This is a genomic window from Streptomyces sporangiiformans (assembly GCF_005768555.2).
Classification (GTDB): domain Bacteria; phylum Actinomycetota; class Actinomycetes; order Streptomycetales; family Streptomycetaceae; genus Streptomyces; species Streptomyces sporangiiformans.
Genome location: NZ_VCHX02000178.1, coordinates 19,314 through 43,909, shown reverse-complemented (window position 1 = coordinate 43,909; position 24,596 = coordinate 19,314). Strand labels below are relative to the sequence as shown.

The following is a 24,596-nucleotide window of genomic DNA, read 5'->3' as shown; positions in this document are numbered from 1 at the left end:
TGTCCTCTCCACACCACGGTGGACGGGGAGGGGCGACCCGTCGCGTCAGGCGGCCGGCCTGGGCGCGGGCGGCGGTGGGACCTCCGTGAGGACGCCGTCCTTCTCGGCGTGCAGAACGCGGGTGCGCGGGCACTCCCAGATCCCGGCCGGGCCCGGGAGTTCGCGCAACCGCTCGCCCGCGCGTCCCACCCAGCCGATCCGGCGGGCCGGGACGCCGGCGACGAGCGCGAAGTCCGGTACGTCCCGGGTGACCACGGCACCGGCGGCGACCATCGCCCAGCGGCCGACCCGAACGGGGGCCACGCAGACCGAGCGCGCGCCGAGCGATGCGCCCTCGGCGACCGTGACCCCCACGGGCTGCCAGTCGCCACCGCGCTTGAGCTGGCCTTCGGGGTCGACCGAGCGCGGGTTGTGGTCGTTGGTCAGTACGACCGCGGGGCCGACGAAGACGCCGTCGCCGAGCTCGGCGGGCTCGTAGACCAGCGCTTGGTTCTGAATCTTGACCCGGTCGCCGATGTGCACGCCGGGGCCGACGTAGGAGCCCCGCCCCACCACGCAGTTCTCGCCGAGCACGGCCTTCTCCCGGATCTGGGCGAGTTCCCACACCGCGGTGCCGGGGCCCAGCACGGCCGTCTCGTCGATCTGTGCGCCGGGAGCGACCCGGACCGGCGTCGGCGCCGCCTCACTGTTCTGCTTCATGCGCTGTGGAACGACCGAGCCGCGGGCCGGGTGCGGGGACGCGTCCGCCGAGGGCGGCTCGGCGAAGCCGTCCGGGTGAAGGGGCCCAGCATGCGGTGACCCGTGTGACCGGTTCCTGTTCTCCTGTTGAAGAGCTCGTCGGCCCTTTGTCGGCCCCCTGTTGCAGCGGGCCTCGGTCGAGCCGGTGAGTTGAGGGATTGCGACCATGAGAGCGCGCTGATGTGGATCTTTTTTGCCTGGTTCTCGCGGGACCGGTGTCAGAGCGACGGCGAGCAGCAGGCCGCGTTGCGTCGCCTCCAGGAGTATCAGACACCGCTCATTCCTGAAGGCTGGTCACACCACCGGGTGGAGGGCGACGGATGGGGTGTCCATCTCGCTCACGCCGAGCTCAACGGGTGGCGCTGGCCCCTGTTCCACGAGACGGAACATTCGGCAGCTGTTTCGCTCGGTGTTCCGATCGGGGCTCCCGGCGGATCCACCCCCCACGCCATGGCAGGCCGGCTTCTCCAGGGGCAGGAGATCCATACCGAGGTCGTGCCACCGTTCGCCCTGCTCGCTCTGGACCGCAGGTCACCTCGGTTCGCACTGCAACAGGACTGGCTCGGCATGGCCCGGGTCTTCGAGTACTCCTCGCAGGGCGTCGTCGCCCTCTCCAACCGGCCCACGCTGCTTCCCGCGTTCTTCGGAGACCCCGTACGGCCGGACGAGACGGGGTGGTCGCACTACGTGGCCTCCGGTCACTTCGGCGGGACCTCGTCGCCGGTCCACGGGGTCCGCCTGCTCGCACCCGGAGAACGGCTGACGGGTGAGAAGCGGCCGGACGGGACATGGAACCTGACACATCATCAGCGCACCAGCCTCGACGACTTCGTCGCCGAAGGCGTCGGCCGTCAGGGCGGTGAACACGCGGCACTGGACGAGGCTGCCGACGGTTTCACACGAGTCGCCGCGAGTGCCGCGGCGCTCCGGGACGGTCCGGTGGCCCTCGGCCTGTCCGGCGGCAAGGACTCCCGTCTGATCGCCGCCGCGCTGATCGCCGCCGGTGTCCTGCCGAAGTTCTCGACCAACATTGATCACCCCACCGAGGGCGACGTCGCGCGGTCGCTCACCGACCTGCTGATGAAGCACCGCGGCATCGAGGTCGAGCACCGCTTCGTCCGGGTCGCGGAATCACGCACCGTGCACACCGAAAGCCTCCCGCACCGGGTGCTGCGGCTGCAGAACTACTACGACCACCAGTTCCCGTCGAGCTACCTCGAACGCGGCGCTCGCCCCGCGCAGTTGACCAAGAAGCAGGGGGAGCCCGTGTTCAGCGGGGCGGGGGGCGAGATCGCCACCGCGTACTGGTACCCGAAGACCCTGGACGGCACGCCGACCGCCGCCCGGATGGAACCCCTCGTGACCAAGTGCCTCTCCAAAGAGGTACCCGCCGATGTGCAGAGCCCGCTGGTCGGGGAACGCCAGCGGGAACTGGGCGCGCACCTCACCGGAAAGGCCGCCGCTCTCGGCGTCGAGGGGTACCAGATCCTCGACTACGCCTACATGATGGAACGCATGCGCCGCTGGTGCACGTCCGCCTACAGCGTCGGGCTCATCACGCCCTTCACCACAAGGGAGTTCGTGCAGGCCGCCTTCGCCATGAGGGCGACGGACCACCGCGACCGGCGCATTCACATGGACCTGCTGAAGCGGCTGGTGCCGGAATGGGCCGATGTGCCGTTTGCCTCGGGCCCGTCGTCGCGTTCCACCGCGGCCCGCATCTGGGACGGCGACGGTGTTCCGGAGATCCGGAAGATGCTCGACCATGCCGGTGGTCCGCTGACGGGGCTCATGGAAGCGGACGCCCTTCGCGAGGTCGTCCAGCGCTGCGAGGAGGGCTGCCCCAAACCGGCGGATGCCGCGCCACTCCGTCAGTTCGCGGCCCTGGCCATCGCGGAGTCGGCCCTCCGGCCGCCCGCCCCGGCCTCCTCGACCACCCCGCCGGCCCTCGCCTCCTCGACCACGCCGACCCTGACCACCCCGACCTCCTCGATCACTTCGACCACCGCCACCGCCTCGAGCGCCTCCACCACCTCGCCGAGCTGGCGCGCCAGGCTGCGCGTACCCCGCCGCCGGGGGACGTCGGATGCCGCGGCTCCGGAACGGGGCTGAGGCCAACGCCCGACAGCGGAAAACGGTCCACCGAGCTGCCTCGGTGGACCGTTTGTCGTCGTGGAGGCCGAGCGGACTGGCCCGCCCTCCACGCTTCCGTCCTGGAACTCAGGTCTCTCTGCAACCGGTTACGTCGGCCAGGATCTGGCTGTTGTTCCAGCCGGTGCCCTGGGACGTTCCCTCTCCGTCGTTGGCCCAGTTGAACGAGCCCCCCAGCGGGTCCAGGTGGCGGTACCAGAAGAGTGTGCCCGTGCTGTTCCGGGCGAGCAGGATGCCGGCCCCGAAGGAGGCGAGCCTGGTGAATCCCGCCCACCCGATTCCGACCGTTGTCCCGGTGCCGCCGTTGGCCCACGTGGGATTGCCGCCGAGCGGGTCCAGGTGGCGATACCAGCGCAGGTCACCGCCGGACGTGACGCCGTACAGGACGCCTTTCCCGCTGGGCGCGATGCGCTGGAAGCCGCCCCAGCCGGTGCCGATCAGACGTCCTTGGGACGACACCCAGTTGACCTCGCCGGCCGTGCCCAAGTAGCGGTACCAGTACAGTTTTCCGTCCGGGGCGACCGCATAGATCGTGCCGTCCCCGCCACCCATGACCCGGCTGAACCCCGACCAGCCGGAGCCGATCGTGGCCCCGCTGTTGGGGTGCCAGCTGGGCCCTCCGGTGCCGTTGTAGTTGTTGTCCTTGTGCCACCGCAGAGCGCCTGAGCCGGAGATGGTGAAGAGAACTCCGTCACCACCGGAGAAGGTGGTGATGCCGCCCCACGTCGGATCGATCACCGACTGGTACCACGTGGCGCTGCCGGTCAGCGGGCCGCTGTGGCTCCAGCGTCGCAGCTGGCCGTTGCCGTCCACGTGGTAGTTGCTCACTGCCGGCGTTGTGCAGGTGGTGGCGGCGTGGGCGGATTCCAGGGGAGCCGTCAAGGTGAGGAGCACTGCCGCCAGAGCACAGCTCAGGGCTCTGGAAAGGCGTCTTGTTCCGCTGCTGTTGGACATCCGAACCTCCGAGATGCTGTTGGGGATCGCCGACTCGTCAGGGGCAGACCGGTCCCACCTGGAGGTCGGTGCCGGCGGCACTGGTCAGAATCACCTGGAAGCAGTGCTCCAGTTCGCCGAACATGGAGCCGAACAGGTGTTGCCCGTGAAACAGCGGGCCGATGTTCTGCGGAGTGGAGGTGAAGCCGTTGTTCAAATCCACGTAGTGAATTTGATAACTGCCCGGACCGTCCAGTTGCCCTACGTCGTAATTGATGCCCGTCACATCCATGACGGGCTCCGCGGTGGCACACAGGCTGGCCACCCCGTCCTGATTGCAGACCGTCTCGCCGGCATGGGCGGGCGGGGCAGCCAGCGCGGTGACGAGAAGGGTGAACGCGAGTACAGCGGTTCTTCGCATGCCCATCCTTTTCTGTCCGTGAGGACAACGTTCCTGACTTCAGTACATCATCCAACCGGATGTGTATTCGGCACATACGGGTCCGAGGACCACGCAGTCACCGCCCGACTCCGGGCAGATCTGGAGAGTGAAACAGTGCTGGAGTTCACCGGAGAAATAGCCGATGACAGTCTCCCCGGGCCCCACCGAGACCGTGCGCGGGTTCCCTTCGGGACCACCGTCCACGTCCAGGTACGAGATGGTGTAGCTCGCGGCGGCCTCGCCACTATTGGTGAGGGTGTATTGGAGGGAAGTCACGTCCATGGCTGATCGCGCCGTGACACAGGCCTGCGTGCTGCCCAGCATTGCGCAGGTTGTGGGATCCAGAGCGGCCGCCGCGACAGGCTTCGGCTTCGCCTCGGCAGCGGAAGGGGGAAGGCTCAGCGCAGCCGTCGCGGTCACGGCACCAACCAGTACGGTGCGCCTTGAGATCTCCTGCATATTCTCTCCTCGACATCAGGGAACGAACTCCACCCCTGGCCCGACTACGCCACCGCCGCCGTGAAAACATTGAGCAGCATCCTGCGAATTTCGGGACTTCTGGGCAGGGCGCCGTTGAAACACAGTGAGCTGGCTGTGAAAACCCAGCCGTCATTGGGTTTGGGCACGTAGAGGATTTCCCCACCACCGTCCACATTGAGCCCCTCGGCGATGAGTACCGCGCCGGGCACCGCACCAATCCGCCGGTCGACTTCCCAGCCACTGGCCGGCCCGTTGTAGGCGGACGCACCGAAGACGCTCCCTACGCTGAGTCCGGTACCCTCCAGGAAGGGGTGATCATTGCGCACCTCATACGAGGCGAAGGTGAAGTTCGACGGCGCGAAATGTGCCACTCCAAGAATTTGCGATTCAGACTCTCCCGAATCCCTGAAAACATCTCGTACGCCGTCGGATCGCCGAAAGATGACTGCTGTACCGTCCGGAGTGTACTGCACTCTTTCGAAGATTCCGTTGCCCCCGGTATTGATAATGCGGCCGCCGGCGTTCTGGAAGGCGACCACATTATCCCGAGCGCTCTGCGTGAAATACTCCGGATGGCTCGTCAACACCAGCGCGCGATAGTTCGGCAGCCAGGAGTCACCGTTCGTATGCAGGTCGTTGTCGGTATAGCAGTCGAAGGAGATTCCTGCCGAGGTCATCCAGCGGAAGAGCAACAGATCGCTGTACAGCAGATGGTCGAGAAACCCGGTGGCCGACACAAAGGTCTCCACCTTGTCGATGCCCATGTTCGGACGCTGCAGGGTGAAGGTGCGCTGCACGCCGATCTGGCCGGGCGTGTACTGGTCGTGCCCGCCCCACAGGTTGTAGGCGTTGTAGGTGTTCGTGGGCAGCAGCACGGCGATCTGCTGCTGCGGCACGGCCGGCTTCACCACGAACATGACGTTGTGTTGACCGCCCCACGGCGATTTCAACTGGGAGGCGTAGACGCCCGAGGGCCAGTCCGTTGCCGTGTCCACCGAGAAGGATGTGTCCCAGCCGCACCCATTACTGCGGTAGCCACCCTGCACCAGTTGCAATTCCCCCGACCGGCTGACGGGCGGCGTGACCTGAACGGGGGCACCGGTGGCCGGAGCCAGACGCACCGTGGACGAGGTGTAGGACGAGAAAGTCGACGAGACGTGAATCCCGAGACTGTCGCCGTGTTGCACGGACAGCGAGGTCGGATAGCCCTGCAGCGCCGCCGAGGCCTGCAGGGTGAACCCACGCCCCACCTGAACCGTGGTCCCGCCGTTGTGCCACTGGACACCGCTGGTGTTGACGGTTTCCGAGTTCTGCAGGCGATTCCACGTGAGCTCGTTGTCGGGCCCCGGCACGGTGGCAGTGTTGAGTCTGATCCTGTAAACGGTACCGGAACCGTTGGAGAAGATCTGTTTTTGCGTGCCGCCCAGGATGCCGAGGTTGATGCGCCGCCCGCCGTTCGCCCATTCCGACGACCCATTGGTGCCGATATAGCGGTACCAACTGAGCGGGCCGCCTCCGCCCTGTACGTAAATGACTCCGTTCGGGTCGGCGAACAGGGCGGCGAATTTGCTCCACCCATAGCTGATCTTGGAGCCGGATCCCGAGGCCCAACTGAAGGAGCCGTCATTTCCGGTGTAGCGGTACCAGAACAGGTTTCCGTCGCCATCCTCCCCGTAGATGACGTTGTTCCACCCTCCCAGGAGACGTGGGAATCTGTTCCATCCGGTACCGATCCGGCTGCCGCTTGCTCCGTGCCACCGTCCTGCGCCGGTGTTGATATCGGTCAGGATGTAGCGATACCAGATCAGATCGCCGTTCGGATGCCATGCGAAGATCTGCCCGTCGGCGGCAGCCAGGACGTAACGGAACTGCTGCCACTTGCCGCCGATGAGCCGACCGGTTCCCGAATTCGCCCAGGAGGCGGTGCCGTCGGTCCAGCCCCTGTGGCGATACCAGTAAAGGTTACCGTCGGACTGGATCCCGTAAATGATCCCATTTCCGCCGGGTACTAGCTGCAGGAACCGCTGTTCCGGGTCGTAAGCCATGTCACCTTGACTGCTGCCCTAGAAGTCCATTGTAAGCCTGAATTGTGCGTGCACGGCGGCTCGGGTGCAAGAACAGAAACGATCTCGGCGAGTCGAGCCTGCACTTCGAATTAGGAGATTCGCGGGAAAGCCGCGCAGGGAAATGAATGGTCGGCATTAAGGATTCCATGACAATCGGTCGGTGCCCGACCGCCCGGCCCTCTGAGGGACCGAACCGCGGCTGCGCAGCCATGACTCGGCGGGCCGCTCCACGAACGCATACAGGAGCCCGGCCAGAATCTGGCTGACCAGGGCCAGGACCAGCCACACGACCAGTGCGGGCCAGCCGGGCGCCGCGCGGCCGTACAGGTGCAGAAAGAGCCGTAGCACGAGTTCGTGCACCAGGTACCAGGCGAAGGACCAGCGGCCCAGGCGGAGGAGCCAGGCGCCGCGCAGACCCGTGGGCAGTCCCTGTACGTCGTGATGTGCCGCCGCCGCGATCAGTGCGGCGAAGAGGGGTGCGCTCAGCAGCTGGGAGGCGTTGTAGGGGCCGTACCAGGCGCTGTCGGGTACGGCCGCGTGCCAGGGGATGAGGGCCGTGTGCCAGGCGAGGACCGCCACGGCGGCTGCGGGAAGCGACAGCGGGGGGCGCCCTCCTCGCTTGACCGCGAGCGCGCACACCACTCCGAGCACGAACTGCGCACTGCGCGTCAGCGGCAGATAGTCCAGCAGCCATGACCTGACCGCCGGCGAGACGACCAGGGCACCGCACAGCCAGGCGAGGGGCAGTGCCAGGACGGCCGTCACTCCCGCTCGGCGAAGGAGCCGGTTGCCGCGGGCCGTCAGAAGAACGAGCAGTCCGGGGAAAAGGGCGTAGAACCACGCCTCGTCGCTCAGCGACCACGCGGCCGGGTTGCCGCCCTTCGCCAGGGCCGGATGCCATGCCTGCAGCAGCGGGAGCGAAGCGGCTACGGCCGTGACGGAGACCTCGGCCGACAGCAGCAGGTACAGCGCCACGGACAGCGCGGTGGTGACGAGATGCAGCGGCCAGATACGGGCGAAGCGCCGCCGGTAGAAGACCATGACGGGCAACCGGGCGCCCTGGTACGTCCAGGCCAGCACGAACCCGGAAAGCACGAAGAAGAAGGTCACCCCGCTGCGGCCGTACCAGACGAGCGGGCTGAGCCCCGGTACCTCACCGACCTGTCGGCTCAGGTGGTAGAGGACCACCAGGAGCGCGGCCCAGAACCGCAGACCGGTGAGGGAGGGCAGTGCGTCGCGCGAGGGGACCGTCACGACCGCTGCGTGACCGCCGACAGGGTGCTGCGGTGTGGGCTCTGCAGTGGGACGGACGCCCGGTGGTGTGCCGAGTCGATGACCGCCTCCGCCACTTCGACGGTCCTCAGCCCCTGGTCGAGGGTGACGATGTCCGTGGCCTTGCCCTCCACCGCGTCACGGAACCGCTCGTGCTCCACGAGCAGCGGCTCGCGCTTGGGAATGGCGTACCGGACCATGTCGCCCTCGGAGACTCCGCGGAAGGCGCGCAGCGCTTCCCACTCCGTGGTCACGGCGCCGTTGGCATGGAAGGTCAGGTCCGCGGTGAGGGTGTCCGCGACGAGGCAGCCGCGCTCGCCGGTCACCGCGGTGAAGCGCTCCTTGAGCGGGCTGAGCCAGTTGACGAGATGGCTGACCAGGGTGCCGTCGCTGAGGTCGCCGACGACGGAGACCATGTCCTCGTGGGGGCGGCCGCTCTTGCAGACGGTGCGCGCCGAGACGGAGGCGTAGTCGCGGTCGGTGACCCAGGACGTGAGGTCGATGTCGTGGGTCGCGAGGTCCTTGACCACACCGACGTCGGCGATGCGATGCGGGAAGGGGCCCTGGCGCCGCGTGACCACCTGGAACACCTCGCCCAGCTCGCCCGCCTCCAGGCGCGCACGCATGCTCTGCAACGCCGGGTTGAAGCGCTCGATGTGCCCGACCCCGGCGATCAGACCGGCCGTGTCGAAGGCGTCGACCAGCCGTCGGGCGGCGGCCGCGGAGTGGGCGAGGGGCTTCTCGATCAGGGCGCACACGCCGTCCGCGGCCAGGGCGAGGCCGATCTCCTCGTGCTGCGCCGTGGGGCAGGCGACTACGGCGTAGTCGAGGCGGAGGGCGAGCAGGTCGGGCAGGGTGGCGAGGACCGGGGCGCCGCGCGCGGCGCCCGCTGGGTCTCCCGCCGGGTCCATGACGCCGACGAGTTCGACGCCGTCGAGCGACGACAGCACTCGGGCGTGGTTGCGTCCCATCGCGCCCAGGCCGATGAGTCCCGCGCGCAAGGTCTGCTTGCTCACCGTGCACCTCCGGCGAGGTTCACGGCCTGGGCGATGCGCTCCAGCTCGCCCGGTCCGAGGGTGGGGTGCACCGGCAGGGAGAGAACCTCGGCGGCCGCGCGGTCGGTCTCGGGCAGGGGCGGCCTGCCCGGGTCCTGGTACGGCTTCAGCCGGTGGATCGGCGTCGGGTAGTACACCGCGCTGCCGATGCTCTGCCGGGCCAGCTCCTGCTGCACGTCGTCCCGGCGGCCGTCGGGAACGCGGACGGTGTACTGGTGGTAGACGTGCCGGGCGCCATCGGCCACCTGCGGCACGGGCAGCCCCTCGATACGGGAGTCGAGCACCTTGGCGTTGGCCCGGCGCCGCTCCGTCCACGCGGGCAGCTGCTTCAGCTGTTCACGGCCGACGGCCGCCGCGACGTCGGTCATCCTCATGTTGGCGCCGACGATCTCGTTCTCGTAGCGCTGCTCCATGCCCTGGTTCCGCAACAGCCTGAGGGTGCGGGCCAGTTGGGGATCGGCGGTGCTGATCATGCCGCCTTCGAGCGTGTGCATGTTCTTCGTCGGATAGAAGCTGAAGCATCCGGCCTGCCCGAACGTTCCGACCGGCTGACCGTGCAGCGCGGCGTCGTGCGCCTGGCAGGCGTCCTCGATCACCGCGAGGCCGTGGCGGTCGGCGAGCGGCATGAGCCGGTCCATGGCTGCCGGGTGCCCGTACAGGTGCACCGGCATCAGCGCGGCGGTGCGCGGGCCGATGACGGCGGCCGTGGCGAGCGGATCGAGACAGTAGGTGCCGGGCGTGATGTCGGCGAAGACCGGTTCGGCGCCGACCAAGCGTACGGCGTTGGCGGTGGCGGCGAACGAGAAGGAGGGCACCACCACCTCGTCGCCCGGTCCGATGCCGAGCGCCATCAGCGTCAGTTGCAGTGCGGAGGTTCCGGAGTTGACCGCGACGCAGGAACGCCCCGCGACCAGCTCCGAGAACTCCTCTTCGAAGGCGGCCACTTCGGGCCCCTGGATGACATGGCCGCTGCGCAGAACGCGTACAACGGCTTCGATCTCGGCTTCACCGATCACGGGCCGTGCGGCAGGGATCGACAGGTTGGACCCACTCACGGGCAGTCTCCGTTCGAGAGCGAGGGAGTCGGCCTGCCTTTAACCCTCGTTCCGCGTCGGAGGTTTTCGTGATCAGCTCATATCCACTCTTGAGGCGGTATGCGTGTGATGAAGCGATTTGCCATCTCTCGCTCGGAACAGGTCAGCCCCCGTAAGGATGCGCCGCCCTCGCCGCACGCAACGCCCGCCCCCACCACACCAGTTGATCCAGCATCGCCTTCGCGGCCGCGTCCGGACCCGATGGGTCCCTGTGACGGCCCTCGTCGTCGAAGTGGGCGCCCGCATTGTGGAAGGAGACCGTGTCACGGACGGTGACGGCGTGAAGTTCGGCGAAGACCTGGCGGAGGTGCTCGACGGCACGGAGGCCGCCGGAGATGCCGCCGTACGAGACACAGGCGACGGGCTTGGCGCGCCACTCGTCGAAGTGCCAGTCGATCAGGTTCTTCAGGGCCGCCGGGTAGGAGTGGTTGTACTCGGGGGTCAGGACGACGAACGCGTCGGCGCCGGCCAGCTTCGGCGTGATCTTGGCGAGCTCGGCGGTCACCTCGGGGGACGGTGAGTAGGAGAGGGCCGTGGGCAGTCGGGCGTCGGCGGCGTCGACGACTTCGGCCATGAGGTCCTCGCGCTCGCCGATCCGGCCGAGCAGCCAGTCGGCGACCACAGGGCCGAAGCGGCCCTCGCGGTTGCTGCCGACGATCACGGCGACACGGAGCGGGGCAGCGGTAGGCGTAGCGGTATCGGTGGCTGTAGCCGTATCGGTTGCGGAGTCTGTGGCGGTGTTCATGGGAGCAGCCTCATACCTCAACCAAACCTGAGGTCAAGTCGCTGTCCGAGGAATGCGCCGGAAACACCCCGAGGGAGCCGGTCACCCGTTCACACCCGCGCTTCGCTCCGATCGGATTCTTTTTCCATGGGCGCCGGTGACCTGCTGAAATGCCGTCGAACACGGCAACCGGGGCGCTCGCCCGACACCCGTTCACCTCATTTCTGACGTCCCTTCAGGAGGCGTGTCGCGGCCACTGCCACTTACCTACATAGGGCAGGGCGCGACCGACGCAGCGGCACATGGGGGTGCCGCGGGTCGTGGCCTTTCGGAGGAGCGAGCACGATGCGCACAGCCTGCCTGCTGACCGGTACCGCGCTCGCCGTCGCCGTCGCGGGCCTCGCTGCCGTGCCCGCGCACGGCGCCGACGTGGGAACGGAAGGCCTGGAGGTGTACCCGTCCACGGTCGCGCCCGGCGCCGAGGTCACGGTGAACACGTCGGCGTGCGGCGCGGACAGCTCGATGACGGGGGACGCCGGCGCGGTGGGCGCGGGCGAGTTCACGCTGGAGCCCAGCGAGCACGAGCAGAACGCGGTCGGCTGGCTCCGGGTGCCGCCGTCCGCGCAACCGGGCACGTACGAGATCGCCGCGCGCTGCTCCGACGGCAAGCGGCTGACGGGCGACGTGACGGTCACGCTGGCCTCCGCCCGGGCGAGCACCGAGGAATCCGCGAAGGAACGGGGCGAGGAACGCGGCAAGGAGCACGCCGAGGAACGCGGCAAGGAACACTCCGAGCAACTCGCCGAGGAACCCGCGAAGAAACCCAGCGAGAAACGCGGCAAGGAACACAGCGAGCAGCCCGCCGAGGAACACTCCGAGCCGACCGCCGGGGAACGCACCGAGGAACCCGCCCAGGAGCAGGTACACCCGAGAGGAAGTGTGAAGACGGGGGTCGGCGGCGCACCCGGTCCCGACCCCGCGCGGACCGCGGCGGGAGTGGCAGCGCTGGCCGTCGCCGCCGCGGGCGGTACCTGGCTCCTGCATCGCCGGGCGAGAGGCGACGGGATCTGACCGGACACCTCGCTGTCCACCGGTACCGCCGTCCCCTCCCCCTTCGGGTCCGACGCCCCTCGCGGCCCGGAGGGGGCAGCGGGACCCAGCTCCTGAGGGCTCCCAAGGCTCGACAGCTCGAAGGAGCGATGGCTCGGAGGAGCGATGGCTCGGAAGCTCCATGGCTCGGAAGCTCGATGGCTCGACGGCTCCTGAAAATAGGGGGGTACATCATGCGGATGTCCCGCGGACGCGGCGGCAACCTCGCCATAGCCGCCGTCACCTTCGTCGCCCTCTGCTCGGGCGCATGGCTGCTGGGCAGCGACGCCGAGACGGACGCCCCGCCGCAGCCGTCGGCCGCGCAGGCCCGCTCCGGCACGCAGGAGGATCCGCTCGCGGCGGCCGCGCTCCCGCCCTCCCCGCCCGACCGCATACGCATCCCCTCGATCCGCGTGAACGCTCCCCTCACGGGCCTCGGCCTCACTCCGCAGGGCAGCCTCGACGTACCACCGGCCGAGAAGAAGAACCTCGCCGGCTGGTACGAGGCCGGCACCACACCCGGCGAGAGAGGCACCGCGATCGTCGCCGGCCATGTCGACAACGCGGACGGACCCGCCGTCTTCTACCGCCTCGGCGCCCTGAAGAAGGGCAGCACGATCGAGGTCGAGCGCCGGGACGGCACGGTCGCCCTCTTCTCCGTCGACGCGGTCGAGGTGTACGGAGCCCGCGGCTTCCCGGACCAGCAGGTGTACGGAGCCTCCCGTCGGCCGGAGCTACGGGTGATCACCTGCGGGGGCGGCTACTCGAGGGCCACGGGCTACCAGGGCAACGTGGTGGTGTTCGCGCACCTCACCGGCAGCCGCTGACCGCCACGCCTCCACTGCCGTCCACGCGCTCCACCGTTCACGCCCTCCACAGGTCACCTTCTCCGCAGGTAACGCCTGCCACAGGTCACGCCACCCACTGCTCGTACGCCAGATTCGCCACCAGCGCGAACACGACCGTGAGCAGCACGACCCGTACGAACCCGCTGCCCTTCTTGAGCGCGGTGTGCGCTCCCACGGTGCCGCCGACGAGGTTGAAGACGGCCATCAGCGCGGCCAGTTGCCAGTACACGGTGCCCTTCCAGGCGAAGGTCGCGAGGGCGCCCGCGTTGGTGCAGCAGTTGACGATCTTGGCGGTGGCGGAGGCCGTCACCAGGTCGAGGTGGAGGATCGCGGTGAGCGTGAGCACGAGGAACGTACCCGTGCCGGGGCCGATGAGCCCGTCGTAGAAGCCGATGCCGAGACCGGCGAGCCCGATCGCGGCGAGGACCCGGCGCGGCGAGACGGGCCCGGTCGACGGTGCCGTGCCGAAGGCGGGCCGCAGGATCACGAACGCCCCGACGCCGAGCAGAACGACCATGACGACGGGCTTCAGTACCTCGGTGCTCATCCCCGCGGCGACGAACGCCCCGGCCGTCGAACCGGCGAGCGCCGCGAGCCCGATCCGCACGGCGGTGCTCACGTCCACGGGCGCCTTCCGCGCGTACGTGACCGCCGCGCCCGTCGTCCCGACGATCGCCACGGCCTTGTTGGTACCGAGCGCGTACTGGACCGCCGGTCCCGAGTTCGGCAGCCCCAGTAGCAGCACCGGGAGCAGCAGAAGCCCGCCTCCGCCCACCACCGCGTCGATCCAGCCGGCCGCGAGGGCCGCGAGACACAGGACGACGACCATGGCCAGCGATATGTCCGGCATGATCATGACCCTATGGACGGGTGCGTGCGTCGTCCAAGTAATTAGGTCCCCGCACGCGACCGGCGCCAGGTCCGCGCGGTGAACGGTTCGCGTACGATCTGCCACGTCCGCACGGCGGCGGCGTCCCGGACATATGGCTTCTGGGTGGTGTCCATGACACGTTCTCCAGGGGTGCGAGCCGCGGTGCGAGCTCGGGTGCGGGCCGGGAATGTGAGTGAGATAACCCCGGCATCTCAAGGCTTCCGCGGCCCCGCCCCGGGTGCGATCGTGCCTGCACGGAGCCCAGAGGTTCGGTTGACCCCACCGGGCCCCAGCAGGGAAGATCCCAAGGCCCCCAAGCCCCCCGTCAGAACCCTCACACTCCCGCACCCGCGGTGCTGAGGGCAGCGTTCCCCGCGGGAAACAGTCGTGATGCGGCCGGGTAACACCGGCACCGCACGCTGCGTTCATGACCTCAAATACGCGTGTGGTGGTGATCGGCGCCGGCCTCGCGGGCGTACGACTCGCCCGGCGGCTCGGAGAGCTCGGCCTGCCCGCTGTGCTCATCGGCGACGAGGAGCACACCCCGTACAACCGGGTCCTGCTCGCGGAGGTCCTGGCCGGACGCTACACCCCAGAAGTGATCGCCCTGCCCACGCCCGCGGAGCTGACCCGCACCCGCGTCACCGGCATCGACCGTGCGGACCGGCAGGTGACTTGCGCGGACGGCACCGTGATCGCATACGACACGCTGGTCCTGGCGACCGGATCGAACCCGGTTCTTCCGCCCTTGCGGGGCCTTTTCACACCGGGCCGGCACGAGCTGCCGGAAGGCGTGCACGCGTTCCGCACGATGGACGACTGCCTCGGCCTGTCCGAGGCGGTACGCCCGGGCGCCCGCGCCGTCGTCATCGGCGGCGGGCTCCTCGGCGTCTCGGCCGCCCGCGCGCTCGCCGCGCGCGGCGCCCAGGTCGTCCTCGCCCAGCAGGCCGAGCGCCTGATGGAACGTCAACTGGACCCCTCGGCGTCGAGGTTGGTGCTCCGGCACCTCAAGGACCTCGGCGTCGAGGTGCACACCGAGTGCCGGGTACGCGACGTGCGCTGCGTCGGCGGCGCGGTCCGCTCGGTCGAGATGGCCGACGGTTACGCCCTCGACGCCGATCTGGTGGTGCTGGCCTGCGGTGTGCATCCCCGCGTGGGCCTCGCCCAGGACGCGGGTCTCACCGTGCACAAGGGCATCGTCGTCGACGACGAACTCCGCACGTCCGACCCGCACATCCGGGCGATCGGCGACTGCGCGCAGCACGCGGGCAACGTCTACGGTCTCGCGGCGCCCGCCCTCGAACAGGCCGACGTCCTCGCGGAGTTGCTCACCCGGAACGACAGCGCCCGCTACACCGGCACCCGCGCCCTCACCCGGCTGACCCTGGCCTCCGGCACCCCGTTCGACCTCGCCTCCTTCGGCGAGCCCACCCCTCGCCCCGGCGACGACGTCATCCAGCTCGCCGATGCGACCCGCGGTACCTACCGCAAGGTCGTCGTCCGCGACGACCGCCTGGTCGGCGGGGTGCTCGTCGGCGAGCTCGGCACCGTCGGCGCGCTCGCCCGCGCCTGGGAGGGAGCAGAGCCGCTCCCCACGGACGGCGCACCACTGCTCCACCTGCTTACCAACGATGGAGGCTCCTGATGTCCACGGACACCCCCACGATCGTGCTCGTCGGCCATGGCATGGTCGGCCAGCGCTTCCTCGAAGCGCTCGCCGAGCGCGGCCTGACCGCCACGCACCGCGTGGTCGTGCTGTGCGAGGAGCCGCGCCCCGCGTACGACCGCGTCCAGCTGACCTCGTACTTCTCGGGCCGTACGCCCGAGGAACTGTCCATGACGGACATGGAGTTCATCAAGGACCACGGGATCGAGCTGCACATCGGCGACCCGGCCGAGCACATCGACCGTGAGGCGCGGACGGTGACGGCCCGCTCGGGTCTGACCGTCACGTACGACACGCTCGTGCTCGCGACCGGCTCGTACCCCTTCGTGCCGCCGGTGCCCGGCAAGGACGCCGAGGGCTGCTTCGTCTACCGCACGATCGAGGACCTCCTCGCCATCGAGGAGTACGCGAAGGCGAAGGCCACCACCGGCGCGGTCGTCGGCGGCGGGCTGCTGGGCCTGGAGGCGGCGGGCGCGCTCAAGGGACTCGGACTGACCACGCACATCGTGGAGTTCGCGCCGCGTCTGATGCCGGTGCAGGTCGACGAGGGCGGCGGCGCCGCGCTCCTTCGCACCATCGAGGACATGGGCCTGTCCGTGCACACCGGCACGGGCACGCAGGAGATCGTCACCGGCGACGACGGCGCGGTGACGGGCATGAAGCTCTCCGACGGATCGGAACTCGCCACGGATCTCGTGGTGTTCTCGGCCGGGGTGCGCCCCCGCGACGCGCTCGCCCGCGACTGCGGACTCAACGTGGGCGAGCGCGGCGGGATCAGCGTCGACGAGCAGTGCCGCACCTCCGACCCGCACGTCTTCGCGATCGGCGAGTGCGCGCTGGCCTCGGACGGCCGCGTGTACGGCCTGGTCGCGCCGGGCTACGAGATGGCCGAGACGACGGCCGCCACCATCGCAGCCGACGAGGAGGCCGCCTTCACGGGCGCCGACCTGTCGACCAAGCTGAAGCTGCTCGGCGTCGACGTCGCCTCCTTCGGTGACGCGCACGGCGCCACCGAGGACTGCCTCGACGTCGTTTACGCGGACTCCCGCTCCGGCACGTACAAGAAGCTGGTCATCGGCCGGGACGGCGCGCTGCTCGGCGGCATCCTGGTCGGCGACGCCGATGCGTACGGGACGCTGCGCGCGCTCACCGGATCGGTGCCGCCGATCGCCCCGGAGCAGCTCGTCCTGCCGGCCGGCTCGGGCGGCCCGGCCCAGCTCGGCCCGTCCGCGCTGCCGGACGAGGCGATCATCTGCTCCTGCCACAACGTCACCAAGGGCACCATCCGCGGCGCCGTCACCGACCACCAGTGCACGACGGTGCCCGAGGTCAAGAAGTGCACCAAGGCCGGTACGGGCTGCGGCAGCTGCGTCAAGGTCCTCGGTCAGCTCGTCAACGACGAGCTGGAGGCGAACGGCGTCGAGGTGGACCACGGCCTGTGCGGCTGCTTCTCGCAGACCCGCCAGGAGCTGTACGAGATCGTCCTCGCCCTGCGCATCAACACCTACCAGCAGCTGCTGGACCGCTACGGGCGCGAGGGCGCGCGCGGCGGCGACGGCTGCGAGATCTGCAAGCCGGCGGTGGGTTCGATCATCGCCTCGCTCGCGCCCACGATCGGCGCGGACGGTTATGTCCTGGACGGCGAGCAGGCCTCCCTCCAGGACACCAACGACCACTTCCTCGCCAACCTCCAGAAGAACGGCTCGTACTCGATCGTGCCGCGCATCCCCGGCGGCGAGATCACTCCCGAGAAGCTCATCGTGATCGGCGAGGTGGCCCGCGACTTCGGGCTCTACACGAAGATCACCGGCGGTCAGCGGATCGACATGTTCGGTGCGCGGGTCGAGCAGCTGCCGCTGATCTGGGCACGGCTGGTCGACGCGGGCTTCGAGTCCGGGCACGCGTACGGAAAGTCCCTGCGTACGGTCAAGTCCTGTGTCGGGCAGACCTGGTGCCGCTACGGCGTCCAGGACTCGGTGCGCATGGCGATCGACCTGGAGCTGCGCTACCGGGGTCTGCGTTCCCCGCACAAGCTGAAGTCGGCGGTCTCCGGGTGCGCCCGCGAGTGCGCCGAGGCCCAGTCGAAGGACTTCGGCGTGATCGCCACGTCCAACGGCTGGAACCTGTACGTGGCCGGCAACGGCGGCGCGACCCCGCGCCACGCGGACCTGCTCGCGCAGGACCTGTCCGACGCCGAACTGATCCGGCTGATCGACCGTTTCCTGATGTTCTACATCCGCACGGCCGACCGCCTGGAGCGCACCTCGACCTGGCTGGAGCGGATCGACGGCGGCCTGGACCACGTCCGCGATGTCGTCGTGCACGACTCGCTGGGCATCTGCGAGGAGCTGGAGTCGCTGATGGCCGCGCATGTCGCGAACTACCGCGACGAGTGGGCCGAGACCATCAGCGACCCGGAGAAGCTGTCCCGCTTCGTCTCCTTCGTCAACGCGCCGGACACCCCCGACCCGGTCGTCGGCTTCGTCCCCGAGCGCGACCAGATCAAGCCCGACCTGCCGCTGCTGACCATCGGCACCCGCCCCCTGGAAGGAAGCGCGACGCGATGACCCTCGCACCCGAGACAACGGCCCTGAAGATCCAACTCCAGCTGGAGGACGACTGGTTCACGGTCTGCGACCTGACCGCCCTGCTCCCGGGCCGCGGCGTGGCCGCCCTGCTCCCGGACGGCCGCCAGGCCGCCCTCTTCCTGGACCGATCGGGCCGCCTGTACGCCATCGACAACCGCGACCCGTTCAGCGGCGCCGCCGTCCTCTCCCGCGGACTGACCGGCACCCACCAGGGCCGTCCGTTCGTCGCCTCGCCCCTGCTCAAGCAGCGGTTCGACCTGGAGTCGGGGCGGTGCCTGGACGACGAGACGGTGACCGTGGCCTCGTACGAGGTACGGACAAACTGAGGCACGGGGTGCGCGCTCCGATGNAACTGAGGCACGGGGTGCGCGCTCCGATGTATCCGATGTAGGGGTGGGCGCCCGCTCACGCACGGCAGGGTCCGGCTCCATGGAGCCGGACCCTGCCGTCGTTGCCCTCGTTGCTTGACCGATCGTTTCAGAAAAGCCTAGGCTGCTTCGCATGGCCAGGACCAAGGAATTCGATCCGGACGCCGCGCTCCAGTCCGCCCTGGAGCTGTTCTGGCGGCGCGGTTACGAGGCGACGTCGATGGCCGACCTGGTCGAACACCTCGGCATCGGCCGCGCCAGCATCTACGCGACCTTCGGCAACAAGCACGACCTGTACCTGAAGGCGCTGGACCGGTACGGCGAGGCGTCCGACACCGCGCTGCTGCGCGAGCTGTCCCAGCCCGGTCCCGCGCTGCCCGCCGTGCGCACGTTGGTGCGGCGGTTCGCGGCGGAGGCCGCGGACGAGGTCAGACGCCTGAACGGCTGCTTCGTCACCAACACGGCGGCCGAACTGGGCCCGCACGACACCGCGGCGGCCCGCCGCGTGGAGCTCAGCTGGCAGCACATCGAGATGCCGCTGCACTCGGCACTCGTACGCGCCCAGGCCCAGGGCGAACTCCCGGAGGACCGCGACCCACGGGCCCTGGCCCGCATGCTGCTGGTGCTGCTGCAGGGGCTGCGGGTGGTCGGCAAGGCGTCGACGGACCCGGCGCGGGTGCGGGACGCGGCGGAGCAGGCGCTGACGCTGCTGGACTGACCGAAGCCGTCTCCCGTACGGCCGTTTCGCGCACCCTCCTGTCTCGCATGCCCTCCTGCCTCGCATGCCCCCTGTCTCGCATGCCCTCCTGTTCGAAGCACGTCCTCATATTGAACCGATCGGTCAAGTAAAGGGGAGCTACATGACCATGGTCGACGGCACCACGTCGACAGCGGCGCCGCCACCGCGTTCCACCCGAGTGCCGTTCGCCTTGCTCGGCACCCTGCAGGTCACCCTGATCTTCACGCTGGCGGCGGTGGCGGTGCCACTGCCGCGGATCGGGCATGAATTCGGGCTGCGGCGCGAGGACTTGATCCTGCTCAGCGCCGCGTACGGGCTGACCTTCGCCGGTCTGCTGCTGTTCGGCGGACGGCTCGCCGACCGCTACGGCGGACGCCGCGCGCTCACCGCCGGTCTTCTGCTGTTCGGTGCCGCGTCGGCCGCCGCCCCGCTCGCCCCCGGATACGCGGCACTGCTCGGGGCGCGCTTCGCACAGGGCGCGGGAGCGGCCCTGATCGCGCCGGCCGCGATGGCGCTGCTGCGGACGCTGTTCGACTCCCCCGCCGCGTACGGCAGGGCCATGGCCACCTGGGGCGGCCTGTCGATCCTCGGCGCCACGGCGGGCAACCTGCTCTCCGGCGTCATCTCGGCGCTCTGGTCCTGGCGTTGGGCTTTCACCGTGCCGCTCGCGGTGACGGTGGCGGCGCTCGCGCTGGCACCCCGGATCCTGTTCCGGCCAGCAATCTCACCGGCGGTGGATCGACCCGGGCTACCTGATCGCCCGGCCCTCACCCCTTCAGCTCTCGCCCCTCCAGCCCTCACCCCTCCCGCCCTCGACCTTCCCGGCGCTCTCCTGGTCACGGCCGGTCTCACATCCGCGAGTTACGGGCTCGTCCTCACCGACGCCTGGCCGTGGTCCTCGGGCCGGGTGCTGGGACCGCTAGCCGCCGGTGTCGTCCTGCTGGCCGTCTTCCTCGCGGTCGAGCGGCGGACGCACGATCCGCTGCTGCCGCCGCGCTTCCTCCTGGACGGCCGGCGCGCGCTCGGGCTCGCCGCCACCGCGTTCACCTCCGCCGGGACCGCGACCGTCTTCGTGCTGTTCTCGCTCCATCTGCAGGACGGCCGTGACTGGTCGGCGCTGCGGACCTCGGTCGCGTTCACGCCGTTCGCCGTCGCGCTCATCGCGTCGAGCCGGGTGGCCGGGCGGCTCGTCGCACGGTACGGGGCCACCGCCGTCACCCGTGCCGGACTGGTCACGGGAGCGGGGGGACTCATGTTGCTCGCGCTCTTCGGACTGGACACGGGCGTCCCGTACGCGTACGGGCTTCTCCCCGGATTCGTCCTGCTGGCCGCCGGGGTGGCCGCCTCCTTCGCCGGGGCCGCCGTCCTGGCCACCGACCGGGTGCCCGTCGAACGGACCGGGCTCGCGGGCGGAGTGCACAACACGGCGATGGAGACCGGCCCGACCGTCGTCTTCGCCCTGGTGCTCGCCGTCGGCGGCGACGCGGCGAGCCTCGCGGCGATCGCGGCCCTGTTCGGCACGGCCGCCGTGGCCCTGCGCCTGGCGCGCCCCTGATCTCCCCGCCCCCGGCACCGGCCGGGAGCGGGGTTCCCGCAGCACACCCTCCACCGAGCACCATCCACTGAGGAAAAGGAGTCACACCATGACCGACAGCCGCTTCTCAGGCCGTACCGTCCTCGTCTCCGGGGGCGGATCCGGGATCGGGCGGACCATCGCGCTCGCGTTCGCCGCCGAAGGGGCCTCCGTCGTCGTGGCGGGGCGCACCCGGGCCTCGCTCGACGAGACCGTCGCCCTCGCCGAAGGCGCGCCTGGCACGGTGGTCGCGCAGGCCGCCGACGTGGCACGGGCCGAAGACGTGGACGCGCTCGTCCGGGCGGCCGTCGACCGCTTCGGCTCGCTCGACGTCGCGGTGAACAACGCCGGCGTCTTCCGCGGCGGGCAGCCGGTCACCGACCTCTCCGACGACGACTGGCACACGCTGCTCGACACCAACGTCACCGGTGTGCTCCTCGCCCTGCGGGCCCAGGTCCGGCAGATGAGCACGCAGCCGGACGGCGGCGCCATCGTCAACATCTCGTCCAACCTGGGGGCGCACCGGCACCTGCCCGGCAAGGTCGCGTACGCCGCTTCCAAGGCCGCCATGTCCGCGCTCACGCGTGGCGCCGCGCTCGACCACATCGCGGACGGCGTCCGCATCAACGTGGTGAGCCCCGGCGTCTCCGCGACCACCATGTCGCTGCAGCCCGGTGAGACCGAGACCGAGCGTGCCGTACGGATGAAGGAGGAGTCGCCGGTGGGTCGCGCCTCGTCGACCGAGGAGGTCGCCGCGGCCGTGCTGTACCTGGCCTCCGACGCGGCCGCGTCCGTCGTCGGCACTGATCTGGTGATCGACGGCGGCGCGTCGCTGTAGACCGCTCAGCGGGTGGCCTCCAGTGGTCTCGGGGGCCGGTGGTCCGGAGCATGGGTGCCGTCGCGGTTCGGGATGCCGTCCCGGTTCGAGGCGCACGGCAGGTGGACCACCGCGTCGAGGCCACCGTGCGGTGCGGGCCGGAGGACCGCCTCGCCGCCGCCGGCGTGGGCGAGGCGCTGGACCAGGGCGAGGCCCAGGCCCGTACCGCCCTTGGGGGCGTCGGGGGCGCGCCAGAAGCGGTCGAAGGCGCGGCGGCGCTGCTCCTCGGTCATGCCGGGGCCCTCGTCCATGACGTGCAGGTCGACCCGGGCGGGGCCGGACGTGCGGTGGTGCGGGAAGTGGTGGGGGAAGCGGCGTTCCTGGGCGGCGTGGCGGCGCAGGTCGATGGAGACCGTGGTGCCCGGCGGTGACACGCGCAGCGCGTTGGAGAGCAGGTTGTCCAGGATCTGCTCCACCGCTCCGGGCACCGCCAGCACCTGCCCCGCGTAGTCGCCCACCAGCGCGAGCCCCACGCCGTGCTGCTCGAACAGCGGGGCCCAGGCCCGGTGCCGTTCCACGCACACCCGGTCCAGATCCACCCGTTCACGTTCGGCGGCGCTCTCGTCGAGCCGCGCCATCGCGAGCAGCCCCTCGACCATCCGGGCCAGCCGGTCGGTCTCCGTCATCGCGGCGGTGAGGCTGCCCCGGGCGTGCAGGGCGATGTCGGACTCCAGGTTCTCCAGGCGCAGCCGCAGCGCCGCGAGCGGGGTCTTGAGCTGGTGGGAGGCCTCGCCGGCGAAGGCACGCTGGGAAGCGAGGAGGTGTTCGAGGCGCGCGGCGGTGCGGTTGAAGGTGGCCGCGAGGCTGCGCACCTCCGGCGGCCCGTTGGTGATCGCCACCGGGGTCGCGGAGCCGCCGTCGGCCAGCCGGTGCGTGGCCTCCTCCAACTGCCGGATGGGACGTCCGGTCCACTGGGCGAACGCGAACGCCAGCGCGGCGACGGCGGTGAGGGCCGCGAGCCCGGTGAACGCCAGCAGCAGCCACACCCGGCTGACGCGGTCGGTAACCATGTCCGTGGGCAGCGTGATCCGCACCGCCCCCATCGCGCGCTCGGCGCCCTGCGCCTGCCCGCCGTGCACGACCGGGGCCGCGACGGAGAGGTAGCGCACCCCGCCGATGGTGGACGTACGGACGTGGGTGGTGGCCCTGCCGTCGAGCGCGGCGGCCACCTCGGGGTGCGACGCCAGGCCGCGCTCCTCCTCACCCGACAGCGGGTCGGAGGTGGCCAGCAGATCGCCCTGCGCGTCGAGGATGACCACCTGCCCGCCGATGCGCTCGGCACAGTGCTCCACCCGCTCGGTCAGCTCACCCTCCCGTCCGGACGCGACGGACAGCGAGGCGAACGCGGACACCGACTCGGCTTCGTCGTTGGCGGAGTTGACGATCCGCTCCCGCTCGGCCCGTGAGTAGACGATCCCCAGCGGGATCTCCAGGCACAGCAGGACGAAGGCGGCGAGGCTGAGGTAGCTGAGCAGCAGGCGTCGGGTCATCGATACGCCGCCGGCTGGTCGGACGCGGGGTACGCGGTGGGCGGCCGCGTGTGCACCGCCAGCCGGAACCCCACCCCGCGCAGTGTCTGGATCCACGCCGAGTTCCCCAACTTCCGCCGCAGCGTGGCCACGTGGACGTCCAGGGTCTTGGTCGGTCCCTCGTAGTGCTCGTCCCATACGCGGTCGAGGATCTGCTGCCGCGAGTACACCGCCCCCGGGTCCTCGGTGAGCAGCGCCAGCAGCTCGAACTCCTTGGGCGTCAACGCCACGGGGGACTCACCGACCCACACCTGCCGCGTCCGCCGGTCCACGACCAGCGGCCCGGTGGCGCCGTCCTCGGCGGCGGCTTCGGGGGGTGGTACGGGGTCGAAGGCAGGGTCGGGGGCCTCGAAGGAACGAGGCGCGTCGAACGAACGGGAGGACTCGGCGGAGCCGGGGGCGTCGAACGAACGTGCCGAATCGAAGGAACCGGTCGTTTCGAAGGAGCGGGTGGAATCGAAGGAGCGGGACGAGTCCAAGGAGCGCGAGTCGAAGGAGCTGGTCGAGTCGTAGGAAGAGCCAGAGTCGAAGGAAGAGGTCGAGTCGAACGAGCTGCTCGTGTCGAGGGCTCGGCCCCTTTCCGGGGAGCCGCCCGGCTCCGGTGAACGGCTCGACTCCAGGGAGCGGCCCCTGTCGAAGGAGTCGGCCTCGAAGCTCCGTGAGGACTCGAACTGCCGGGTGACATCGCCGGGTTCGTACGAGGGGGAGGAGGTCGGCCTGGGCGGCGCGGCCTCCGAGTCCCTGGTGAACGACTCGCCACCGAACGACTCCCCGCCGAAGGACTCGCCACCGAACGACTCCCCGCCGAAGGACTCCCCGCCCGACGCCCCTGCGGACCGCGACCAGGAACCCGACGCCCCTGAGCTCGGCGCCCCGCTCTCCGGCTCCGCCGCGTCGCGGGCCCCGGCCCCGGCCCCGGCCCCGGAGTCCAGGGCGCCATGCGTCCCCGTACCGGAGACGGCTCCGCCGCCGTACGTCCCCGGGCCCGGAAGACCGGCCCCGAACGATCCCGAGACCGACAGGCCGGCCCCGAGCGACCCGCCCCCGGTCTCCCCGGCGCCGAACCCGCTTCTCGCACCCGGGCCGTACGCCTCGGCGTCCGGTACCTGCCCGCCCGGCCCGTTCCGTTGCGTACGGCGGGTCACCGCCCGCACCCGCGCGACGAGTTCGCGCATGCTGAATGGTTTCGCCAGATAGTCGTCGGCGCCCAGTTCGAGGCCCAGGACACGGTCGGCCTCCTCGCCCCGTGCGCTGAGGATGATGATGGGGACGTCGGAGGTCTGCCGGATGCCACGGCAGACGTCGATGCCGTCCACGTCCGGCAGGCCCAGGTCGAGCAGGACGACATCGCCGTACGGCCCCCTCAACCCCTCGGTTCCGGTGCCGACATGATTCACCGCCAGCCCGAAGTGGCCCAGACCCTCGGCGAGCGGTTCGGCGATCGTGTGGTCGTCCTCGATGAGCAGCACTCGTACGCTCATGCGTTCCCGTCT

Annotated in this window: 21 protein-coding genes and 1 pseudogene; 9 read left to right on the top strand and 13 right to left on the bottom strand. The window is 70.1% G+C overall.

The annotated features are described in order from the left end of the window. Positions 1-45: 45 nt before the first annotated feature. Complete coding sequence (locus FGD71_RS32045) at positions 46-699, bottom strand: acyltransferase (protein ID WP_119104049.1); 654 nt, start codon at positions 697-699, stop codon at positions 46-48. A 489-nt stretch (positions 700-1,188) separates the two neighbouring features. On the opposite strand from FGD71_RS32045, the gene FGD71_RS32040 reads away from it, so the two are divergent. Continuing rightward, complete coding sequence (locus tag FGD71_RS32040; protein ID WP_140935998.1) at positions 1,189-2,850, top strand: asparagine synthase-related protein; 1,662 nt, start codon at positions 1,189-1,191, stop codon at positions 2,848-2,850. A 108-nt stretch (positions 2,851-2,958) separates the two neighbouring features. Here FGD71_RS32040 and FGD71_RS32035 read toward each other — a convergent pair whose 3' ends face one another. The 8 genes from FGD71_RS32035 to FGD71_RS32000 form a co-directional block, all read right to left on the bottom strand. Beyond that, on the bottom strand, positions 2,959-3,717 hold the full coding sequence (locus FGD71_RS32035) for a tachylectin-related carbohydrate-binding protein (RefSeq protein WP_162931285.1): 759 nt from the start codon (positions 3,715-3,717) through the stop codon (positions 2,959-2,961). A gap of 163 nt (positions 3,718-3,880) precedes the next feature. Then, the gene (locus FGD71_RS32030; RefSeq protein ID WP_140935997.1) at positions 3,881-4,243 is read right to left on the bottom strand and encodes a hypothetical protein; all 363 of its coding nucleotides are present in this window, start codon (positions 4,241-4,243) and stop codon (positions 3,881-3,883) included. Between the two features lie 39 nt (positions 4,244-4,282). After that, complete coding sequence (locus FGD71_RS32025) at positions 4,283-4,546, bottom strand: hypothetical protein (protein ID WP_140935996.1); 264 nt, start codon at positions 4,544-4,546, stop codon at positions 4,283-4,285. 221 nt (positions 4,547-4,767) lie between these two features. Beyond that, entirely contained in the window at positions 4,768-6,789 is a 2,022-nt protein-coding gene (locus tag FGD71_RS32020; RefSeq protein ID WP_119104044.1) for a N,N-dimethylformamidase beta subunit family domain-containing protein, read from the bottom strand. A 156-nt stretch (positions 6,790-6,945) separates the two neighbouring features. Continuing rightward, positions 6,946-8,064, bottom strand: a complete 1,119-nt coding sequence (locus tag FGD71_RS32015; protein ID WP_119104043.1) for an acyltransferase family protein — start codon at positions 8,062-8,064, stop codon at positions 6,946-6,948. Continuing rightward, positions 8,061-9,098 carry a Gfo/Idh/MocA family protein gene (locus FGD71_RS32010; protein WP_119104042.1) on the bottom strand — a complete coding sequence of 346 codons (1,038 nt, stop codon included), beginning with the start codon at positions 9,096-9,098 and terminating at the stop codon, positions 8,061-8,063. Before FGD71_RS32010 ends, FGD71_RS32015 begins: the two co-directional genes overlap by 4 nt. Then, on the bottom strand, positions 9,095-10,192 hold the full coding sequence (locus FGD71_RS32005) for a DegT/DnrJ/EryC1/StrS family aminotransferase (RefSeq protein ID WP_119104041.1): 1,098 nt from the start codon (positions 10,190-10,192) through the stop codon (positions 9,095-9,097). Before FGD71_RS32005 ends, FGD71_RS32010 begins: the two co-directional genes overlap by 4 nt. 142 nt (positions 10,193-10,334) lie before the next feature. Next, positions 10,335-10,976, bottom strand: coding sequence for an NADPH-dependent FMN reductase (locus FGD71_RS32000; protein ID WP_119104040.1), 642 nt, complete (start codon positions 10,974-10,976; stop codon positions 10,335-10,337). A gap of 324 nt (positions 10,977-11,300) precedes the next feature. On the opposite strand from FGD71_RS32000, the gene FGD71_RS31995 reads away from it, so the two are divergent. Together FGD71_RS31995 and FGD71_RS31990 are read left to right on the top strand one after the other, a co-directional pair. Then, complete coding sequence (locus tag FGD71_RS31995; RefSeq protein ID WP_119104039.1) at positions 11,301-12,026, top strand: hypothetical protein; 726 nt, start codon at positions 11,301-11,303, stop codon at positions 12,024-12,026. Positions 12,027-12,244: 218 nt separating this feature from the next. Beyond that, the gene (locus tag FGD71_RS31990) at positions 12,245-12,871 is read left to right on the top strand and encodes a class F sortase (protein WP_119104075.1); all 627 of its coding nucleotides are present in this window, start codon (positions 12,245-12,247) and stop codon (positions 12,869-12,871) included. An 85-nt stretch (positions 12,872-12,956) separates the two neighbouring features. Here FGD71_RS31990 and FGD71_RS31985 read toward each other — a convergent pair whose 3' ends face one another. Continuing rightward, the gene (locus FGD71_RS31985) at positions 12,957-13,742 is read right to left on the bottom strand and encodes a sulfite exporter TauE/SafE family protein (protein WP_119104074.1); all 786 of its coding nucleotides are present in this window, start codon (positions 13,740-13,742) and stop codon (positions 12,957-12,959) included. Positions 13,743-14,190: 448 nt separating this feature from the next. On the opposite strand from FGD71_RS31985, the gene FGD71_RS31980 reads away from it, so the two are divergent. The 6 genes from FGD71_RS31980 (at position 14,191) to FGD71_RS31955 (ending at position 21,535) form a co-directional block, all read left to right on the top strand. Then, entirely contained in the window at positions 14,191-15,408 is a 1,218-nt protein-coding gene (locus tag FGD71_RS31980) for an NAD(P)/FAD-dependent oxidoreductase (protein WP_119104038.1), read from the top strand. Beyond that, the gene (nirB, locus tag FGD71_RS31975; protein WP_119104037.1) at positions 15,408-17,996 is read left to right on the top strand and encodes a nitrite reductase large subunit NirB; all 2,589 of its coding nucleotides are present in this window, start codon (positions 15,408-15,410) and stop codon (positions 17,994-17,996) included. Before FGD71_RS31980 ends, nirB begins: the two co-directional genes overlap by 1 nt. Further along, positions 17,993-18,343: a nitrite reductase small subunit NirD gene (nirD, locus tag FGD71_RS31970; RefSeq protein WP_119104036.1), complete on the top strand. Its 351-nt coding sequence runs from the start codon at positions 17,993-17,995 to the stop codon at positions 18,341-18,343. The genes nirB and nirD overlap by 4 nt, the downstream gene beginning before the upstream one ends. Before the next feature lie 175 nt (positions 18,344-18,518). Continuing rightward, positions 18,519-19,103 carry a TetR/AcrR family transcriptional regulator gene (locus FGD71_RS31965; protein WP_119104035.1) on the top strand — a complete coding sequence of 195 codons (585 nt, stop codon included), beginning with the start codon at positions 18,519-18,521 and terminating at the stop codon, positions 19,101-19,103. Between the two features lie 148 nt (positions 19,104-19,251). Then, a complete protein-coding gene (locus FGD71_RS31960) occupies positions 19,252-20,679 on the top strand; it encodes an MFS transporter (RefSeq protein ID WP_181359316.1) in 1,428 nt (475 codons plus the stop codon). An 88-nt stretch (positions 20,680-20,767) separates the two neighbouring features. After that, the gene (locus tag FGD71_RS31955; protein WP_119104033.1) at positions 20,768-21,535 is read left to right on the top strand and encodes an SDR family NAD(P)-dependent oxidoreductase; all 768 of its coding nucleotides are present in this window, start codon (positions 20,768-20,770) and stop codon (positions 21,533-21,535) included. A gap of 5 nt (positions 21,536-21,540) precedes the next feature. On the opposite strand, the gene FGD71_RS31950 is transcribed toward FGD71_RS31955, so the two are convergent. From FGD71_RS31950 to FGD71_RS31940, 3 genes and pseudogenes are all read right to left on the bottom strand, one after another. Next, positions 21,541-23,064, bottom strand: coding sequence for a sensor histidine kinase (locus tag FGD71_RS31950; RefSeq protein ID WP_119104032.1), 1,524 nt, complete (start codon positions 23,062-23,064; stop codon positions 21,541-21,543). After that, positions 23,061-23,333 carry a winged helix-turn-helix domain-containing protein gene (locus tag FGD71_RS31945; protein WP_420878369.1) on the bottom strand — a complete coding sequence of 91 codons (273 nt, stop codon included), beginning with the start codon at positions 23,331-23,333 and terminating at the stop codon, positions 23,061-23,063. The genes FGD71_RS31950 and FGD71_RS31945 overlap by 4 nt, the downstream gene beginning before the upstream one ends. An 885-nt stretch (positions 23,334-24,218) precedes the next feature. Then, positions 24,219-24,584, bottom strand: a pseudogene (locus FGD71_RS31940) (response regulator transcription factor); the annotation flags it as partial. Between the last annotated feature and the right edge of the window lie 12 nt (positions 24,585-24,596).

Coding starts and splice junctions, on each gene's coding strand:
- FGD71_RS32045 (WP_119104049.1), bottom strand. CDS start 699: ATGAAGCAGAACAGTGAGGCGGCGCCGACGCCGGTCCGGGTCGCTCCC.
- FGD71_RS32040 (WP_140935998.1), top strand. CDS start 1,189: ATGGCAGGCCGGCTTCTCCAGGGGCAGGAGATCCATACCGAGGTCGTG.
- FGD71_RS32030 (WP_140935997.1), bottom strand. CDS start 4,243: ATGCGAAGAACCGCTGTACTCGCGTTCACCCTTCTCGTCACCGCGCTG.
- FGD71_RS32025 (WP_140935996.1), bottom strand. CDS start 4,546: ATGGACGTGACTTCCCTCCAATACACCCTCACCAATAGTGGCGAGGCC.
- FGD71_RS32020 (WP_119104044.1), bottom strand. CDS start 6,789: ATGGCTTACGACCCGGAACAGCGGTTCCTGCAGCTAGTACCCGGCGGA.
- FGD71_RS32000 (WP_119104040.1), bottom strand. CDS start 10,976: ATGAACACCGCCACAGACTCCGCAACCGATACGGCTACAGCCACCGAT.
- FGD71_RS31995 (WP_119104039.1), top strand. CDS start 11,301: ATGCGCACAGCCTGCCTGCTGACCGGTACCGCGCTCGCCGTCGCCGTC.
- FGD71_RS31990 (WP_119104075.1), top strand. CDS start 12,245: ATGTCCCGCGGACGCGGCGGCAACCTCGCCATAGCCGCCGTCACCTTC.
- FGD71_RS31985 (WP_119104074.1), bottom strand. CDS start 13,742: ATGCCGGACATATCGCTGGCCATGGTCGTCGTCCTGTGTCTCGCGGCC.
- FGD71_RS31980 (WP_119104038.1), top strand. CDS start 14,191: ATGACCTCAAATACGCGTGTGGTGGTGATCGGCGCCGGCCTCGCGGGC.
- nirB (WP_119104037.1), top strand. CDS start 15,408: ATGTCCACGGACACCCCCACGATCGTGCTCGTCGGCCATGGCATGGTC.
- nirD (WP_119104036.1), top strand. CDS start 17,993: ATGACCCTCGCACCCGAGACAACGGCCCTGAAGATCCAACTCCAGCTG.
- FGD71_RS31965 (WP_119104035.1), top strand. CDS start 18,519: ATGGCCAGGACCAAGGAATTCGATCCGGACGCCGCGCTCCAGTCCGCC.
- FGD71_RS31960 (WP_181359316.1), top strand. CDS start 19,252: ATGGTCGACGGCACCACGTCGACAGCGGCGCCGCCACCGCGTTCCACC.
- FGD71_RS31955 (WP_119104033.1), top strand. CDS start 20,768: ATGACCGACAGCCGCTTCTCAGGCCGTACCGTCCTCGTCTCCGGGGGC.
- FGD71_RS31950 (WP_119104032.1), bottom strand. CDS start 23,064: ATGACCCGACGCCTGCTGCTCAGCTACCTCAGCCTCGCCGCCTTCGTC.